The 15,466-nt window shown below is 37.8% G+C and carries 15 protein-coding genes; 10 read left to right on the forward strand and 5 right to left on the reverse strand.

Annotated features, from left to right (window positions below; genetic code table 11):
* Positions 1–96: 96 nt before the first annotated feature.
* The 7 genes from FPQ10_RS07680 (at position 97) to FPQ10_RS07710 (ending at position 9,434) form a co-directional block, all read left to right on the forward strand.
* Complete coding sequence (locus FPQ10_RS07680) at positions 97–1,332, forward strand: metallophosphoesterase family protein (RefSeq protein ID WP_144162665.1); 1,236 nt, start codon at positions 97–99, stop codon at positions 1,330–1,332.
* Positions 1,332–4,319 (forward strand): AAA family ATPase, encoded by a 2,988-nt coding sequence (locus FPQ10_RS07685; RefSeq protein ID WP_144162667.1) that lies wholly within the window; start codon positions 1,332–1,334, stop codon positions 4,317–4,319. The genes FPQ10_RS07680 and FPQ10_RS07685 overlap by 1 nt, the downstream gene beginning before the upstream one ends.
* A 31-nt stretch (positions 4,320–4,350) precedes the next feature.
* Positions 4,351–4,908: a GbsR/MarR family transcriptional regulator gene (locus FPQ10_RS07690; protein ID WP_144162669.1), complete on the forward strand. Its 558-nt coding sequence runs from the start codon at positions 4,351–4,353 to the stop codon at positions 4,906–4,908.
* A 25-nt stretch (positions 4,909–4,933) separates the two neighbouring features.
* On the forward strand, positions 4,934–5,881 hold the full coding sequence (yhaM, locus tag FPQ10_RS07695) for a 3'-5' exoribonuclease YhaM (RefSeq protein WP_144162671.1): 948 nt from the start codon (positions 4,934–4,936) through the stop codon (positions 5,879–5,881).
* Positions 5,882–6,058: 177 nt separating this feature from the next.
* On the forward strand, positions 6,059–7,009 hold the full coding sequence (locus FPQ10_RS07700; protein WP_144162673.1) for an AAA family ATPase: 951 nt from the start codon (positions 6,059–6,061) through the stop codon (positions 7,007–7,009).
* On the forward strand, positions 7,006–8,217 hold the full coding sequence (locus FPQ10_RS07705; protein WP_144162675.1) for a DUF58 domain-containing protein: 1,212 nt from the start codon (positions 7,006–7,008) through the stop codon (positions 8,215–8,217). The genes FPQ10_RS07700 and FPQ10_RS07705 overlap by 4 nt, the downstream gene beginning before the upstream one ends.
* Positions 8,214–9,434 carry a DUF4129 domain-containing protein gene (locus FPQ10_RS07710; protein ID WP_144162677.1) on the forward strand — a complete coding sequence of 407 codons (1,221 nt, stop codon included), beginning with the start codon at positions 8,214–8,216 and terminating at the stop codon, positions 9,432–9,434. The genes FPQ10_RS07705 and FPQ10_RS07710 overlap by 4 nt, the downstream gene beginning before the upstream one ends.
* Positions 9,435–9,467: 33 nt before the next feature.
* On the opposite strand, the gene FPQ10_RS07715 is transcribed toward FPQ10_RS07710, so the two are convergent.
* On the reverse strand, positions 9,468–10,433 hold the full coding sequence (locus FPQ10_RS07715; RefSeq protein WP_255439794.1) for a peptidylprolyl isomerase: 966 nt from the start codon (positions 10,431–10,433) through the stop codon (positions 9,468–9,470).
* 199 nt (positions 10,434–10,632) lie between these two features.
* On the opposite strand from FPQ10_RS07715, the gene FPQ10_RS07720 reads away from it, so the two are divergent.
* Positions 10,633–10,725, forward strand: a complete 93-nt coding sequence (locus FPQ10_RS07720) for a YjcZ family sporulation protein (protein WP_144088324.1) — start codon at positions 10,633–10,635, stop codon at positions 10,723–10,725.
* Between the two features lie 184 nt (positions 10,726–10,909).
* Here FPQ10_RS07720 and FPQ10_RS07725 read toward each other — a convergent pair whose 3' ends face one another.
* The 4 genes from FPQ10_RS07725 to FPQ10_RS07740 all read right to left on the reverse strand — a co-directional run bounded on the left by FPQ10_RS07725 (position 10,910) and on the right by FPQ10_RS07740 (position 13,054).
* Entirely contained in the window at positions 10,910–11,092 is a 183-nt protein-coding gene (locus FPQ10_RS07725; RefSeq protein WP_144162681.1) for a hypothetical protein, read from the reverse strand.
* Positions 11,093–11,125: 33 nt separating this feature from the next.
* On the reverse strand, positions 11,126–11,665 hold the full coding sequence (locus FPQ10_RS07730; RefSeq protein ID WP_144162683.1) for a DUF3267 domain-containing protein: 540 nt from the start codon (positions 11,663–11,665) through the stop codon (positions 11,126–11,128).
* 112 nt (positions 11,666–11,777) lie between these two features.
* Positions 11,778–12,299, reverse strand: coding sequence for an HTH-type transcriptional regulator Hpr (locus FPQ10_RS07735; protein WP_144162685.1), 522 nt, complete (start codon positions 12,297–12,299; stop codon positions 11,778–11,780).
* Between the two features lie 257 nt (positions 12,300–12,556).
* Positions 12,557–13,054, reverse strand: coding sequence for a GbsR/MarR family transcriptional regulator (locus FPQ10_RS07740; protein ID WP_246569306.1), 498 nt, complete (start codon positions 13,052–13,054; stop codon positions 12,557–12,559).
* Between the two features lie 285 nt (positions 13,055–13,339).
* Between FPQ10_RS07740 and FPQ10_RS07745 the strand changes: the two genes are divergently transcribed.
* Together FPQ10_RS07745 and FPQ10_RS07750 are read left to right on the forward strand one after the other, a co-directional pair.
* Entirely contained in the window at positions 13,340–14,542 is a 1,203-nt protein-coding gene (locus FPQ10_RS07745; protein WP_144162687.1) for a quaternary amine ABC transporter ATP-binding protein, read from the forward strand.
* Positions 14,535–15,377, forward strand: coding sequence for an ABC transporter permease (locus tag FPQ10_RS07750; RefSeq protein WP_144162689.1), 843 nt, complete (start codon positions 14,535–14,537; stop codon positions 15,375–15,377). The genes FPQ10_RS07745 and FPQ10_RS07750 overlap by 8 nt, the downstream gene beginning before the upstream one ends.
* Positions 15,378–15,466 lie beyond the last annotated feature (89 nt).

Raw genomic sequence — 15,466 nt, forward strand, 5'->3', positions numbered from 1 at the left:
TTTGTAAATAGTGAATACTTATTCACCAATTTACCGAACGTGCATTCGTGTAATTTTTCTGGTAAAATGGAAACAAGAAAATGAGGAGGTTATCTGATGAAACCAACCATTCGTTTTATTCATGCAGCGGATTTGCATCTAGACAGTCCATATGTAGGTATGCAGAATCTGCCTGAACCCATTTTTAAAGACGTCAAAGAAAGTACTTTATTGGCATACAACCGATTAATTGAGTTAGCTATAGAAGAAAAGGTCGATTTTGTTTTGTTTGTCGGCGATTTATTTGATCAGCAATCGACTTCCATTAAATCTGTCATAACATTGAAAAGAGGACTTGAGAAGCTGAAGGAACATGGAATTTATGCTTATATTAGTTATGGAAATCATGATTTTGGTATGGGCGAAAAGGTTGATCTGACATTTCCGGATAATACATATGTTTTTCAGTCAGAAGAGATTCAACGTTTTCCATTTAATAAGAATGGAGAAGAAGTCGCGCAAATTTACGGTTTCAGCTATGAAAAACGAGCAGTCAAAAAGAAGATGATTCGTGAATTTAACTTCGACCGTCCAGATGTTTATCAAATCGGAACGTTACACGGCAGTATTCAATCCAATACAGATCACGATGTTTATGCACCTTTTCAATTAGAAGACTTTGAAAAACATCAAGCTGATTATTGGGCGCTCGGCCATATCCATAAGCGAGAGATCCTTTCAGAAAACCCGTATATAATCTATCCAGGCAATATCCAAGGCCGTCATATTAATGAACCGGGTGAGAAAGGTTGTTATGTAGTTGAAATGAGTCCACACCGGACAGAAGTGGAATTCCACGCATTACAGGAAATCATTTTCGAACAACGAATAATTGAAGATTCTCAAGCAAACAACTTAGAAGAGCTAACGGAAGAGCTTTTTCGGATTAAAGAAAGTTGGAGAAACTCATCTCACAAGTATATTATTCGACTACATTTACATTTACCTGAAACATTTGCATCTACGGTAGAACAACAACAAGTCGATGAATTACTTGAATTATTGAATGAACAAGAAGATACAGAAAAGGATTGGATATGGATCCAAGCGATTTATTGGTCCGTTGATTGGACTTACGATCGTGACGAAATGAAAGCTTCCAATCAGTTTATCGGAGAAGTGTTACAAGCGATTGACGACGATGAAGATCCAATCCGTCATTTAGATATTTTAGCGAACAATCGTGTCGTCAAAAAACATGTAGAGCCCTTTACGAAAGAATCTCTAGAAACAATGAAAAAAGAGGCAGAGCAAATGATTGTAAAAGAACTTATTAAAGATGGTGAATCCTAATGCAAATGAACAAGTTGGAAATCGTTTCTTTTGGGAAATGGAACCGAAAAGTTATTCACCTTGACGAAGGGTTGAATATAATTTGTGGACCGAATGAATCAGGAAAAACATCGATTCGTACGTTTGTAACGTATATATTATTTGGACTTGATAAAGATGTTCGAGAACGGTTCATCTCCAAGTTGGACGGACAGCTTGGAGGAAGAATCCATCTTGTCCGTGATGGAGAAGCGTGGATTGTCGAACGATTCTTGCATCGTCACCGAGGTCAAGCTGTTCTTTATCGGAATGGCGAGCGTGTGACGGAGGACGAAAAGAACCATTTTTATAAAGGAATGGATAATAACTTATTTGCGTCTATCTTTTCCTTCCAAGCTCGTGATTTACAGGCAATCCGACAGAAAAAAGCGGATGAAGTAGGTAAGGTGCTGTTTAATTTAGGATTAACAGGATCAGACCGAATTGTCACTTTGGAAAACAGCTTAGAAAAAAAGGCGGGCGAACTGTTTAAGAAAACAGGTCGAAAACCTTTACTGAATGTTAAAATCAACGAGTTAAAGGAACTCCTCAAGAAAATTGATGAAGTAAAGGCGGATGAAGAGGCTCATCAATCGCTCAAAGAAACGTTGCGACGAACAGAAGAGGAGCTTTCAACCTATGAACAGGAGCAAAAGTCCTTACAAGAATCAATACGCCACCATGAAAAACTACATTCGATTAAAACACAAATTTTAAATCATCAACGATTATCGGACGACTTGAAATATGAACAATGGGTAGAGAATTTTCCACCTGATGCGAAAAGCAGATATGATGATTATAAGTCGGAAGAATTAAAGTTTAAAGAACAGAAGAATATGCATTTGGCTCGTATTGAACGATTGCAGTTGGAAAAAGAATCGCTTCAAAAGCAAATGAAACAAGCCAATTACCCACTGCCATTCGATTCAATCGAGAAGTTGGTTGGGGAATCAAAGCAACTTGAACACACGTTGGAAGAGCTTAACGAAAGCATGCGAAAGGAATACGAGCAATTCAATCGTCTGATGAATCAAGCAGGATTATCTTTTGGACCGAGTGATGTCATTCATATAGATAGTAATCAATATACCGGGGAAACATGGAAAAACATAGCCAAAGAACAAGAAGAATTATCCGAGAAGTCAGCGGATTTACAGGTAAAGAAGCGGACCTATGAAGAAGAAGTAGCGGAACTAGAAGGATTGTTGAATGATGTCACGGAAAAACAGTTACCGCATGACGAAAAAATTGAATTGGAACAGCAACGTGATGCACTGAAAGCAGACCAATCTGCGGGTGAGTGGAGAAAACAGCTTCAAGAAGAAAAAAGCAAGCAAGCAAACGAATTGAATGCCAGCAAGCAAATGTTTAAGAAAATGACATGGGGCATACCAGTAGTGACTGGACTTTTGATCGTTCTCTTTCTAGCTTTATTATTTGAAGGCAATAACAGTGACTGGTTTATTGTTGCTGTACTTTTTAGTATTGGCTTAGTGGGTGCTTTTGTCGGCTTCAACCAATCGAAGAAAATAACTAAAAAAATAGCACAACTACAAGAAGATCAAAGTGAAATGTTGATTCAAACCGATCCTGAGCAATTGAAAAATATTGAACTTACACTCATTGAACAAGACGAGCTCGCTAAAAAAGCAAACCAATTAGAGACGAAGCTTGAATATGCAAAGAATAATCATAAAGAATCCGTAATCGAACAAGATTATTTAGACCATCGAATGAAGCAAATGGAGAAAAAACGAGATGAGGAAATAAATCGTTTCCCATTTTTATCTGCAACAAATAGTTCTTTTTGGCCGAGCCTTTACCAAACCATCACCCAAGCAAAAGAATTAGCAGAGTCTATAAAGAAACAGGAAGAAAAGAAACGAAAACAAGAAGCTCAATTAGAGGAAAATCATAAAGTTGCTCAATCCATTCTTGATCTCTATGACTTAAAAACAGATGAGCGTTCAATATGGGCTCAGATACAAACACATCTTACACGTGAAAAAGATAATGAAAAAGCCCTTCTACGAATCGATCACGATCTCGCAGATCTACAACAGGAACTGAAAGATTTGCATGCGCGATTTGAACCACACGAGGAAGAATGGAAGAATTTATTAGAACAGACCAATGCAACAGACGAGGCTACATTCATTCAGAACGTCACTCGCTATCAAGAATACATCGATAAGTTGCAAAAAAAAGAAGAAGCATATGAATTTGTTTATCAAACATTTTCGGAACAGACGGATAAGATTTTACGAACAGACCATGCATGGGATAAAATTGAAGAAGAATTACGATTTCAATCCATGCGTTTGGATGAAATCCGTGATACAATCAACGAGTTATTAAATCAGCGAGCTGAATTGACAGCACAAATCAAACAATTAGAAGAAGATGGAGAGCTATCAGAATTAATCCATCAAAAGTCTATGCTTGTGGAAGAAATAAGAAGACAATCCAAAGAGTGGGCTACCTATCGCTTGGCTCACAGTTATTTGAAAGAAACAAAAGATCGTTATCAAAATGTTTATTTTCCGGGAATCATGAAAGATACGAGCAAGAATTTCTCTAAGCTTACCGGGAATAAATATGCTGAAGTGCAATTTTCATCAGAGTCAGAAACCATAAATGTTTGTGATCAAAATGGTGAATGGTATGAAGTAGGTCAATTATCAGAAGGCACGGCAGATCAGTTATATATTGCTTTGCGGCTGGCATTGAGTAAAGCGCTACACGCAGCAACGTCTTTACCTTTCTTATTGGATGATGCTTTCGTCAACTTTGACCAACAAAGGAAGCAGCATATGTTCTCTCTTCTACAAAAGCAATCATTGGAGCATCAAATCATTTACTTCACATGTGAAACGAATGATACGGATGCTAAGTATGAAGCTAACCGTATTGACTTGACGGATCAAGAACAAAGTCAGAATGGACGTGTGGAACTATTCACATAAGGTTTATAAGTGAAGGTCGGGAGGGTGTACGTTGACAGATGATCGACAAAACAATCAAGATTGGAAAGATTATGAAGAGCTCATTGAACGATATATCCAAGTTATTGCTAAAAACATGAATTTATACGGAATTACGCCGTCTGTCGGACGATTGTATGGAACTTTGTATTTTGCTGAAGAGCCGATGACGCTTGATCAAATGAGAGATGCGCTATTAATGAGTAAGACAAGCATGTCAACGGGTGTGAAAGCATTAGCGGATATGAAAATGGTCACACCGACTTTTCGAAAGGGCATCCGCAAAGACCTCTATCAGACTGAAAAAGATTGGTATAAATCTTTTACATCATTATTCACTACAAAGTGGCGCAGACAAACGGAAAATAATCTCGAAGAAGCAGAAGAAGCGATGCGGCAATTGGAAAAGCTCCAAGAGGAAACGACGGACCCAGCATTAAAAGAAACGATACAATCAGATATTCAAAAACTGGAGTACTCGTATGAATACTATGAATGGCTCATCCGCTTTGTCCGTGTCGTGGAAACCGGTGAAATCTTTGATTATGTGCCTAGAAAACCGAAAAAGTAAGTGAAACAAAAAGGGGGATAACGGGGTGAAACGAGGTATTGTTGAATTTGATGTTGGGGAACTCTTTGAAGGTTATCTACTGATTAAGACAGTAGACCGAGGAATTACTTCAAACGGAAAGCCTTTCTTGACGATTATCTTTAGAGATCAGTCAGGTGAAATGGATGCAAAGTTATGGGATGTCACCAAAGATGATGAGCAAATGTATATTCCTGAATCAATCGTTCATCTGCATGGCGAGATTCGTCAGTTTCGCGGAAAATCACAGTTAAATATTCGTCAAATCCGCTTGACGAATGAAACAGATCAAGTTCGTCTAGAAGACTTTCTTGAAAAAGCTCCTGTTGAGATCGATGAACTAAAGTCTTACATCACGCAAATCATTTTTGAGATGAGTAACCCGAATATACAGCGTATTGTCCGCCAGATTGTCAAAAAATATCAAGACCAATTATTCGTGTTTCCGGCAGCAACGAAAAATCACCATGAATACACTTCAGGTTTAGCCCATCACATCGTTTCGATGTTAAAAGTAGCTAAGCAATTAAAACAGCTGTATCCAGAGATTAATATTGACTTATTGTATGCAGGGATTATTTTACATGACATTGGGAAAGTCAAGGAGTTATCGAACCCCATTTCACCCTCCTATACGCTTGAAGGAAAATTATTGGGGCATATTACAATCATGGTTGATGAAATTACCGCGACGGCTAGCGAATTAGGAATTGAAGGGGAAGAAGTATTAATGCTGCAGCACATGGTGTTAAGTCATCATGGGAAATCAGAATGGGGCTCGCCTAAACCGCCGCTGATTCGCGAAGCTGAAATACTTCATATGATTGACTTGATTGATGCGAAAATGAATATGATGAATCGCGCACTGGATAAAACGAAACCAGGGGAGTTTACGCCTAAAATTTTTCCGCTTGAAAACCGTTCGTTTTACCGACCGACTTTTGAAGAGAACTAATCAAATTTTAAAAGATGAAACTTTTTTCAGCCTACAACCGTAATTAATCTTAACGAAGCGCTTTGTAAATAGTGATGAAATGTTTTTGACTTCGCCTGAAGGCTCGTCAATCGACGAGTCTTTTTCTTTAACGAATGAATTTAGAAAATTACGAACATAGTGAATGGAGGAGATTTAATGGAAATACACCAATTTGTAAAAGACATTAAAGATGAAATAGGAAAAGTTATTATAGGAAATGAAGATACAGTGGAATTGATATTAAATGCATTGATCAATGAAGGGCATATACTCCTTGAAAGTGTACCTGGAACCGGCAAGACAACGTTAGCAAAGAGTATTGCAAGAACCATAGATGGCGATTTTAACCGTATTCAGTTTACACCGGATGTGCTTCCGTCAGATGTCACAGGCATTCATTTTTTCAATCCAAAAGATCAGCAATTTGAACTGCGAGTCGGACCTGTTGTCACAAACGTTTTGCTTGCTGATGAAATCAATCGTGCAACACCTCGAACGCAATCAAGTTTGCTAGAGGTCATGGAAGAGAAGCAGGTCACAATCGACCGGGAAACTGTAAAAATTGAACCACCGTTTATCGTGTTGGCGACGCAGAATCCAATTGAATCGCAGCAAGGAACATTTGATCTGCCGGAAGCCCAGTTGGATCGTTTCTTTATGAAATTGGAAATGTCTTATCCTCAAGCTGAGGAAGAACGTCGAATCATGCAAGCTCATCGGAAGGAGACTGAGAGACCAACACTGAGTCCAATATGCACAAGAGAAAATTTGAAAAAGGTCAGCGAGGAAGTTCGTCAAGTACATATCTCTGAAGCGGTTGAAGATTATATATTGGATATCGTCAGATCAACCCGGGAACATCCTTATATTGAGGTAGGTGCCAGTCCAAGAGGAACAATTGCCTTAATGAAAAGTGTGCAAGCCGAAGCTGCGATCCGGAATCGCTCCTATGTTACACCAAATGATGTGAAGAAGATGGCACCACTTGTATTGTCTCATCGAATGGTGTTGACATTGGAAGGAGCGACAAAACATAATCAACAAGAGATTATGGGAGAGGTGTTGCAACAGGTAAACGTACCCGTTGAGCATAGCATCGAACGATGAAACAATTTCAGAAAGATCGTAAAAGAGACCGATTTTTTTATGGGTTCGTAATTATTGGTTCCTTTTTTATCTTTTTTAGCTTTTTCGGTATTTTTGGCATTTATTCTTCGTTAATGCTTGTCGGTATTTTTTTCTATATTATTTACTTGGTGAATCATCTTTATGAAAAATACATTGATCGCAAATTAAAACTCATTAATATACGACAATTAATCCGGCTGTATCCGGGTGAAACTGGACAATTAGAAATCCACTTGCGTCAAGACGGGTGGTTACCTATGTTCGGCGCCCGGCTAATGATGACTTATGATCAAAATATACAGATGGACCAGAAACCAATGTATGAATCTATGAATACTTCGACAGTTGAAAAACGTTTAAACTTATTTGGTAGAGAGACGAAGAAGATTTATATTCCTTTTACGGCGGCAAAGCGAGGAGTAGCGAGAGTTCGGTCACTACGTATTGAAATTCCCTCTCTTTTCGGGTACGGAAAAATTACGCTGAACTTAAAAGAATTAGTGAAAACAGAGATTCTTATGTATCCAGAAGTAAAAGAAGTTCATATGAATCAACGAAACAAGCATCAAAAAATGGGAGAGTACCAAACGAACTTCTCTATCTATGAAGACCCAGTTACTAGTTATGGAACACGGGATTATGCACCAGAAGATCCGCTGAATCGTATTCATTGGAAATCAACAGCGAAGAAGCAAGTGTTCCAAACGAAAGTCGTCGAACGAGTCAATCAGCGTTCTTGGTTGATTTTATTGAATGTACGAAGTGAGGATAGTCCTACCTTCACGGAACAGATTGAAGGTTTGATCAGTTCGGTTGCATACCTTTGTCGACACGCCACGATGAAAGATATACCATACGAGCTATTGATTAATGTGCCTAAGCGAGGCAACATACCGATTTATCATGTGCCTAATGGAGTAGGAAGGGATCATTATGTCCAATCCTTGGAAGTGTTGGCTCGCGTGAATACACAAGGGCTCACCGCCTCTTTTGATAGTTGTCTAGCATACGGAAAATCAATTGCCCATTTTCATCCTTACGTATTCCATGTAGGTGTTTATGAGCAAGATCATTTATCTAGCTATCAAGAAATGGAAAAAACAGGTACTTCAGTCTTTGTGATGCATGAAAGGTTCCAATCCGTTTGGTTTGAACCAGTTAAGAGCCATCAGGGGGTGGCCAAATGAATACGTACATCACCATTGGTTACCGTTTTTGGGTTGATGCCTGTTTGATCATGATGGTCATTTATTATTTAAATGTCGACGTCGGCAGGGAAATAAATGTGTCACAGTTAGTCGCATCAGTTGTCATTTTTTCTATAATATATTTTATGTTACACCGAATGCTGAACGGACAACTAACGTTACTTCATTTTGCTTTACTCGTTGTAATTTCGTTCATTGTTAATGCCTGGCTGGGCTTATTACTGTTTCATGCAGTGATCATTGCAAGTTTTCTCACGTGGCGATTGGCGCTTTATTACTTCAAGCCGGATACAGATCAAGAAAAAGGAATGTTGATCACCAGTGTGCTGCTTGGATTTTTTCTTTATTTGCCAGCGGTCTTTCTTGAGAATCCAGATGCTTCTTTCGGTCTATATTTTATTCTCATGCAATTTTTAATTGTGATGGGTGGAAAAATGTTAATTAGAATTATGAACGTAGGAGAAGATGATCATTCTGGATGGACAGCGAAACTAAGCTATGTAGTAGGGATTCCAAGCGGCATTTTAATAGTCACCTTGGGCTTATTTTGGTTAACGCCTTTCATTATCAGAACTTTTTATTCGCTTTTTAGTTGGGTTACGTATCAGGTTGGCCTTGGTGCGACCCCATTTTTTGATTGGTTTAAGAAACAGCAAAGGGATGTAGAAGTAACGCCTAGTGATAAAGAGGAAAATGTTTCACAAGAAGATCAAAATGTTTTGGAACAAGTCCAGAATCAAACGGAAACAATCAGTGCCGAAACGATTATGTATATCATAATTGGTATATTCTTAATCATTGGCGTTACATTCTATTACCGATATCGGAATCGGTTCATTCGAAGAGATTCAAAAATAGCTGTCGATGAAAAAACATATAGTGAAACAGAGAAGTCTCCATTCCTTTTCAGTGAGAAAAAAAAGAATAGCAAAAAGAACATACCTAAGAACGAGATACGAAAAGCCTTTTTTGAACTCGAACGATGGGCAGCGAAACACCAGTTAGGCAGATATTATGATGAGACTGTCGAGCAATGGCTACAACGCTTGCAATTGGATCCAAATCGCTATACAGATGCCATTCATTTGTATCAGAAAGTGCGTTATGGGGAACAAAATGTAACGGAAGACCAAAAGCGTCATTATACTGACCAGTTAACCGATTTAAAGAATACGCTTAAACAAAAACTGACTTAGAGATATATGCTCTCTAAGTCAGTTCTATACTCATTATTCGCTATCGGATTCCGAATCGTCTTTCGCCTCTTCAGAATCTTGCTTTTCGTTATCTTCATTGGAAGATTCATTCTCATCAGCTTCTGTTTCGGATTCATCCGATTTGTTGGATCCGAATAAACCTTGATATTGATCATCGGATACGTCAATCTCACCTTTGTCCATGGCTTCTTGAACTTTGGCATTATAACTTTGAGGATCGACTTTGCTAGCTAATAGTTGCTCTCGTAATTGATCTTTCATTTCATCAAATGGCTGAATTTCTGTTTCGGATTCACGAACATCTTCCACAAGGATTACATGCCAACCGAATTGGGACTCAACCGGTTCACTGATTTCGTTTGTTTCCAGTCCATACATAGCATCTTCGAAAGGCTTGACCATTTCTCCAGCTGTCGTATAGCCTAAATCCCCACCGTTCGCCGCAGATCCATCTTTCGAATATTCTTTCGCTAACTCTTCAAAAGACGCACCATCGTTATATTTTTTGATGATTTCTTCAGCTGTTTCTTTTTCATCGACTAAAATATGTCTCGCTTTACGTTCTTCTTGCATACGTTCATAATGTGTTTCGATTTCTTCTTCGGTAATTTCAATGTCAGCAGTCGCTGCTTCGAATTCCAACTTACTAATATAAAGTGCTGTACGGAATTCTTCTTCGTTTCGATACCCCTGTTGATTGATGAATTTGGTGAACTGAGGTCCAAGTTGTGTTTTGAACTCTTCAACTTCCTGTTCGAACTCTTCTTGGTCGATATCAAACTGACCTTCCAGTACAAGTTTCTTCGTCATGCTTTGTAGGGTTTCTTCTCCGTATTTTTCTTCCAACTCAGCATGGAATTCTTCTTTCGAAATAGAGCCATATTCTGTTTCCACTACCTTTTCGGAGTCATCTGACTGGCAGGCAGTCAAAACAATCGCAAATCCACCGATTGCCAGTCCTTGAACTATTTTTTTCATCACGATTAACACTCCCTGTATGTATTGATTCTTAGGTCGTTTATGATTGTCAATAAACAACAAAATCATACCTAATCACAAAGATAAATATACCATAAAAATCTTTTTCTGAACATGAGCTAAATTCCGTTAATTGCCTAATCACTCATTTGGTCATTTACATAGTATAGAGTAGTTAAGCAACCAAGGAGGTGAATTTATGTCAGGCAAAGGAGGATACTACGGCGGTGGCTTTGCGTTGATCGTCGTATTGTTTATTTTACTAATTATTGTTGGTGCCGCTTGGTTCTAAGGGATAACGTGAAAAGTGACTGATCTTGGATAATTCCAAGATCAGTTTTACATATCGACCGTACGATCTTAATCAATATGCTATCCGACCGAAAGCAACCGCGTATACGTATATCAAACGTTCACCATAAAATTTGCCAATAAAAAAGACGAGTCGTTCGCCGACTCGTCTTTTGAATTTGATTTTAGTATAAGTGAAAAACTTCATAATACGAAGAGAATAATAGAATTAGCATCGAGACATTAATTGTCCGGTATACTTTACTGCTTTTTTCTGCTGACATTTCTGATTTGGTACAAAACTTATGCGTCAATGAATTGAATGAGTAGAAGATAAATACAGCGAATCCAATGTAAAAATAAATCATTTTCTTGTACCTCCCAACTTCGGTCTAAACAATTTAATCTCGCACCAGTATATCAAACTCATTTTGTGATTTTTCAATAACTGATTTTTTTGGAGCCCGAAGTATTGAAAATAGCGTCAACCAATCGTGTAAAGACATGCCGATATGAATGGCTGCCATGAACAATAGGATTGGATGATAAGCTGGAATATAATAAGCAAGTATAATTAAAGGTAGTGTAATAATCAAAGTTGGTGCAATAATTGATAGAATTGATGTTCTCTTTGATAACGTTGATTCCATTTGTGCTTTCAATGAAACAATAATTTTATATTTTATTTTCCATTTGAGATGGATTGTTTTATTCGTAAATAATATAGGAGCCACATGCATTAACTTATGCATGATTGGCAACAAAAATAAACTGATAACTACAGTCGCAAAAGGAGGTTCAATTAATTGAACGTGTTGAAATACAATCGAAAACGGCATATATAAAACGATAAAGGCTGAAATTGCTGTTAAGATTGATAGAAGAAGTAACCTATTTTGACCGATTTCTTTCGTGACATTAACTGTTTTCCAGCAAGTCATGTTAAAACCCCCATTCGAGAGAAAGAGTGATAGATTCCTTTATATGCTCTATGCATATTCCTCTCGAATAATACGCCCTATAGAAAGAAAATTCAAGCCTATTTTCTTAAAATCAATATTTTCTTTTTATCCCTGATAACGAACGATTTAAAATATCGATGTAATCCGCACCATATAGCTCTTCAACAATCGTTTCCAGCTCTTCGAATTCAGGGAACTGTCCACCTTCTGATTGAAGAGACAAAGAGGCATAAACAATGGAATTTTTATCAGGATCCATTGCTTGCATTGTTTCGATGAAGAGCTCTCGACCTTCATCAGTCAATTCTACGTATGTGCTTCTTTTATCATTTACCCGCTTGGACAGACTGACCAACCCTCTTGCTTCTAACTTTTTAGAGAAATTAAATGCAGTTGAAACATGCATCATACCTAGTTTTGATACTTCGGAAATCGAGACGCCATCCAAATGGTAAGCGATCAGTAAAATATGATGTTCATTGAGGTTCAAATTAAATGGCTTGATCCAGTCTTGCCAATCTTTTTCAATACGCTTCCAGATTGCTTTCGTCAATTGAGCCATCTTATGCGCGTAAATCAAAGATTCTTGTAAGGAATAAGATTCATTTTTCACGTTGACTACTCCTTCGAATTTAAAAATGAAAGGTGAAAACAGGAAAGTTGGGATAAAATTCTTGGATCTGATTAATGAAAACTTCTTTCATTATAATAACATACTTATTTAGGCGTTGTATAAGGACAGATGAATAAATGAGGTTTATCAAAAGAAATAACCGGGTATTGTTATTATGAAGACTGTGAAATAAACTTTATGCAAGATGAATAAGAATTACATATAAAAAAAAGACCATCCTAGTCGCTATAGAATAGTCATTCAATCTCGTGATGATTCAATTGTTCAAATACCTCTTCAAGTGATTTGTGGAATAAAATGGCCTCATGGATTTTTTCTTCAATAAACACACGCTCCTCAGAGTTACTTAAACCTCGTAGTTTATTTTCGATAAAATTCAGATTGTTCTTTTGTTGTTCAATCGCATCAAGCCATCTGCGTACGTATGTTTTCATAAATTTATGATAAAGATCTTCTTTCGCTTTATATAAATCTTTTCGTTCTCCTTTTCTCCAGACTCTTTCAATTAAATTATAATCAAGCAATGTCCGAGTTGCGTTGCTCATTGCTGTTTTGCTTTTACCTAAAGCTTCTTTCATCTCGTCTAAGTTCATTGGACGATTACTTAAGTAAAGAGTTACAAATAACTGTGACTCTGATGGGTTTAAAGCAAACATCTCCAATGTTTTGGAGAATTCCGAGATAACTTCATTATGAATATCTGTAAGCTGTTCAGTATAGTTTTCCATTGTCATAGATAATGACCCCCTGGCTCTGCTCATATTCACCATACTAAACAATTACAAAAAATGAAAACCTCAAAGTTGAGAGAAAAACGACGTTATATGAAGTATTTAGAAGTATTACCTTTGATAAGTTCGTACAGTTTAAACTGTACAGAAATAATGGACTGATACGACTGTTTTTAGACATTGAACTTTCACACACTAACCTCTATAGTATAAAGAGTGTCGTATTACAGTTCGGTTACAAATTAGTCCATTAGTAGTACATTTAATAGAATAAGAGAGGTGAGAGAATTGCCTGTAATTGAAGTAGATAATTTGTCGAAAATTTTTGGGAAGAGATCAAAAGAAGCTTTATCCTTATTGGATGAAGGCCTTTCCAAAGATGAAATTTTAAAGAAAACAGGCTGTACGGTTGGTGTAAACCGTGCGAAATTCCAGGTAGAAGCTGGAGAAGTATTTGTTATTATGGGACTCTCAGGAAGTGGTAAATCAACACTCGTTCGTTTATTGAACCGGTTGATCAATCCAACTGCCGGAGATGTTTATGTTCATGACGATAATCTATCAACAATGAATAAAGAGGAACTACGTCGTGTGCGTCGTGAAAAAATGAGTATGGTTTTCCAGAAGTTTGGACTATTCCCGTTCCGTACCGTACTTGAAAACACAGTATTCGGAATGGAAGTTCAAGGGATGGATAAAGAGGAACGTGAAAAGAAAGCAACAGAAGCACTTGAGCTCGTTGGACTTGGAAGCTTCATACATCAATACCCAAGCCAGCTGTCCGGTGGTATGCAACAACGTGTAGGACTAGCCAGAGCTTTAGCGAATGATCCAGAGATCTTGCTCATGGACGAAGCGTTTTCTGCACTAGATCCATTGATTCGTAAAGATATGCAAGATGAGCTAATGGATCTGCAAGAAAAAATGCAGAAAACAATTATCTTCATCACTCACGATTTAGATGAAGCATTGCGTATTGGTGACCGAATTGCATTGATGAAGGATGGTTCCATCGTTCAAATCGGAACACCGGAAGAAATCCTGATGAATCCAGCAAATGATTATGTAGAAAAATTCGTTGAAGATGTAGATCGTTCGAAAGTATTGACGGCTGAAAATATTATGCTCCGTCCAGAAACGGTCGATTTTGACAAACATGGTCCTCGCGTTGCATTAGAAAGAATGCGTGAACAGGGACTTTCTAGCATTTACGTCATTGACCGAACCCGACAGTTAAAAGGGTATGTCAATGCGAATGATGTATTGGAAGCAAGAAATAATCAAATCACAAGTTTAAAAGAAATCATTCGAGATGATATGCCGACAGTGGAAAAAGAAACACCGATTCAAGAGATCTTTGATGTTATCCATGATTCCCCTGTACCTGTCGCAGTTACAGAAGAAGGGAAATTACGTGGAATCATTATTAAGGGAACGTTAATCGCCGCCTTGGCAAATGTGAACGGAAATGGGGTGGAAGACAATGCTTGATTTTATTCCAAGTCTTCCAATAGCTTCATGGGTAGATGACGCTGTTAAATGGGTTACCAATACATTTGAATTCTTTTTCGATCCAGTCAAAGATAATTTTGGATGGTTATTGGATATATCAGCAGAATATCTATCTATGATTCCGCCAGTAATTGTTATCCTTTTAGTTGCTGTACTGGCATTCTTTATGAGTGGCAAGAAGTTAGGTTTGGCAGTATTTTCAATTATTGGATTACTGTTTATTGAAAACCAAGAACTGTGGAGCGAACTAATGTATACATTCACATTAGTGCTATACTCCAGTTTGTTGGCAGTTGTGATTGGTATCCCAGTGGGTATACTAATGTCTAAGAGTAATACGGCTGAAAGCATTATCCGGCCAATCTTAGACTTTATGCAGACGATGCCTGCATTCGTTTATTTGATTCCAGCAGTAGCATTCTTTGGAATCGGTATGGTTCCTGGTGTATTTGCGTCCTTTATTTTTGCGACACCACCAGTTGTCCGTTTTACCAACCTTGGGATTCGTCAAGTATCTACAGAGTTGGTTGAGGCATCAGATGCTTTTGGTGCAACCGGTCAACAAAAGTTATTTAAAGTAGAACTGCCGATGGCAAAGCCAACGATTATGGCAGGAGTCAACCAAACAATTATGTTGTCATTATCAATGGTTGTTATTGCATCAATGATCGGTGCATCCGGACTAGGAAGAGACGTGTTGTCTGCACTTCAACGTGCGGAAGCAGGTGCTGGTTTCGTAGCCGGCTTTGCGATTGTTATCTTAGCGATCATTATTGACCGTTTGACTCAAAACTTTAATAAATCGAATCAATAAATAACGTAAATTTTATTAGCGTAGATTCAACCATGGGATTCCCTTTCTCACACTGAGAAAGATCCAATATATTTATTATTTAGTAAAGG

The sequence above is a fragment of the Allobacillus sp. SKP2-8 genome (genome assembly GCF_007559355.1).
Classification (GTDB): Bacteria; Bacillota; Bacilli; order Bacillales; family Alkalibacillaceae; genus Allobacillus; species Allobacillus halotolerans.

Bases quoted from the DNA above. Each gene is read 5' to 3' on its own strand.
- FPQ10_RS07710 (WP_144162677.1), top strand. From the start codon at position 8,214: ATGAATACGTACATCACCATTGGTTACCGTTTTTGGGTTGATGCCTGT.
- FPQ10_RS07730 (WP_144162683.1), bottom strand. From the start codon at position 11,665: ATGACTTGCTGGAAAACAGTTAATGTCACGAAAGAAATCGGTCAAAAT.
- FPQ10_RS07740 (WP_246569306.1), bottom strand. From the start codon at position 13,054: ATGACAATGGAAAACTATACTGAACAGCTTACAGATATTCATAATGAA.
- FPQ10_RS07720 (WP_144088324.1), top strand. From the start codon at position 10,633: ATGTCAGGCAAAGGAGGATACTACGGCGGTGGCTTTGCGTTGATCGTC.
- FPQ10_RS07715 (WP_255439794.1), bottom strand. From the start codon at position 10,433: ATGAAAAAAATAGTTCAAGGACTGGCAATCGGTGGATTTGCGATTGTT.
- FPQ10_RS07725 (WP_144162681.1), bottom strand. From the start codon at position 11,092: ATGATTTATTTTTACATTGGATTCGCTGTATTTATCTTCTACTCATTC.
- FPQ10_RS07700 (WP_144162673.1), top strand. From the start codon at position 6,059: ATGGAAATACACCAATTTGTAAAAGACATTAAAGATGAAATAGGAAAA.
- FPQ10_RS07680 (WP_144162665.1), top strand. From the start codon at position 97: ATGAAACCAACCATTCGTTTTATTCATGCAGCGGATTTGCATCTAGAC.
- FPQ10_RS07705 (WP_144162675.1), top strand. From the start codon at position 7,006: ATGAAACAATTTCAGAAAGATCGTAAAAGAGACCGATTTTTTTATGGG.
- FPQ10_RS07685 (WP_144162667.1), top strand. From the start codon at position 1,332: ATGCAAATGAACAAGTTGGAAATCGTTTCTTTTGGGAAATGGAACCGA.
- FPQ10_RS07750 (WP_144162689.1), top strand. From the start codon at position 14,535: ATGCTTGATTTTATTCCAAGTCTTCCAATAGCTTCATGGGTAGATGAC.